Source organism: Streptomyces sp. NPDC059037 (assembly GCF_042740015.1).
In the GTDB taxonomy this organism is placed as follows: Bacteria; Actinomycetota; Actinomycetes; order Streptomycetales; family Streptomycetaceae; genus Streptomyces.
Genome location: NZ_JBHYIG010000531.1, coordinates 1 through 1,296, shown reverse-complemented (window position 1 = coordinate 1,296; position 1,296 = coordinate 1). Strand labels below are relative to the sequence as shown.

The 1,296-nt window shown below is 69.3% G+C and carries 1 protein-coding gene; it reads right to left on the bottom strand.

The genetic code is table 11. The features are described 5' to 3' along the window. Positions 1 to 57: 57 nt before the first annotated feature. Positions 58 to 1,086, bottom strand: a complete 1,029-nt coding sequence (locus tag ACFWY6_RS45440) for a 7-epi-alpha-eudesmol synthase (RefSeq protein ID WP_384703799.1) — start codon at positions 1,084 to 1,086, stop codon at positions 58 to 60. Positions 1,087 to 1,296: the final 210 nt, after the last annotated feature.

The following is a 1,296-nucleotide window of genomic DNA, read 5'->3' as shown; positions in this document are numbered from 1 at the left end:
CGCCCCCCCCGCGCCCCCCCCCCCCCCGGCCGCCCCGGCCCGGGGGTTTCCGCTTTGTCAGACCGCGGTGAGCAGGTCGTCGAGCGAGCCGCGGCCCTGCTCCTCGGCCACGGCGGCGGGGCTGTCCTTGACCGCCGCGTACCGCCCGGTGGTCAGGGCCCACTCGTAGTTGCCGTTGATCCAGTGCCGCGCGGCTTCCACGCCCATCCACACCAGGTCACGGTCGGCCTCCGACAGATTCAGCTCGTCGCACATGGCGGGCACCTGCGCCTCGTACTCCAGGTAGTCGGAGAGGCGCTCCGTGGTCATCCGGATCGCGTCGTCGGCGGCCTCCTCCCAGGAGCAGCCGCGCTCGTGACGCAGTACGACGATGAGGTTGTGGCCGTCCCCCCGGCGCTTCTCGCGCTCGAAGGAGTGGATGTCGTTCATGAACCCGATGGTGTCCGCGGCGGCGTCCCGCAGCCCGATCATCACCGGATGCGCCTGCACCTGAGCGGGCACCTCGAAGCGGCGGCTGCGCTCACCCGCGTCGATGCTGTGATGGATGCCCACGGTGCGCCGCCGGAAGTCGGTGTACTCCTCGAGCCCCAGGGCGGCGCCCCGCGCCGCCAGGTCGACCTCCTCGGAGTGCGCGACCAGGAACCGCCCCCAGGACGCCGCGAACCGGGTCCGCCATGCCAGGGACATGCCATCCGAGAGCTGCGCCCACACCTCGGCCCAGGCCACCGTGATCGGGCAGAGCACACGGGGCTCGCTGCCGGCGGGACGCAGCGGGGTCGCGATGAGCTCACGGGCGACCTCGGCGATGCGGTCGGCGCGGTCGGGCCGGCCCGTGTCGAACTGGTCGTCGAAGAGGAAGGCCAGCGAGAACCAGTTCATCAGGACGACCATGTCGTCGGCCGAGGCGTGCGGATAGGTACGTATCGCCGCCTGCGGCAGATCCCAGCTCACATACTCCTCGAACCCGGCCTGACTTCGCACCAGGCCCATCTCCCGCACCCATTGCAAGTGTTGCTCACGCGCGTACGCGAGGTGTTCGCTGACGGGGGTGGTGAAGGGGAGGTCGAACCGGACATCCTGCGGCATTCACGGTCTCCTAGAAAGGCGCACGCGGAGTCCCCCCTGAATCCGGCGTGCGAGCGTGTGTTCGATTGATCGATCAACTGCGCTACCAGGCTGCCCGTGCCGTAAACGATCTATGCTGTGACCGAGATCATTCAGTGCGTCAGAAGCGTTCTGCGGCACGGGGGTTGATCCGTGGGTACGGGGGTTGAAACGCGAAGAGCGGGCCAGGAG

What these genes read in the sequence shown, in the direction of transcription:
- ACFWY6_RS45440 (WP_384703799.1), bottom strand. Translation starts at nt 1,086, where the DNA reads ATGCCGCAGGATGTCCGGTTCGACCTCCCCTTCACCACCCCCGTCAGC.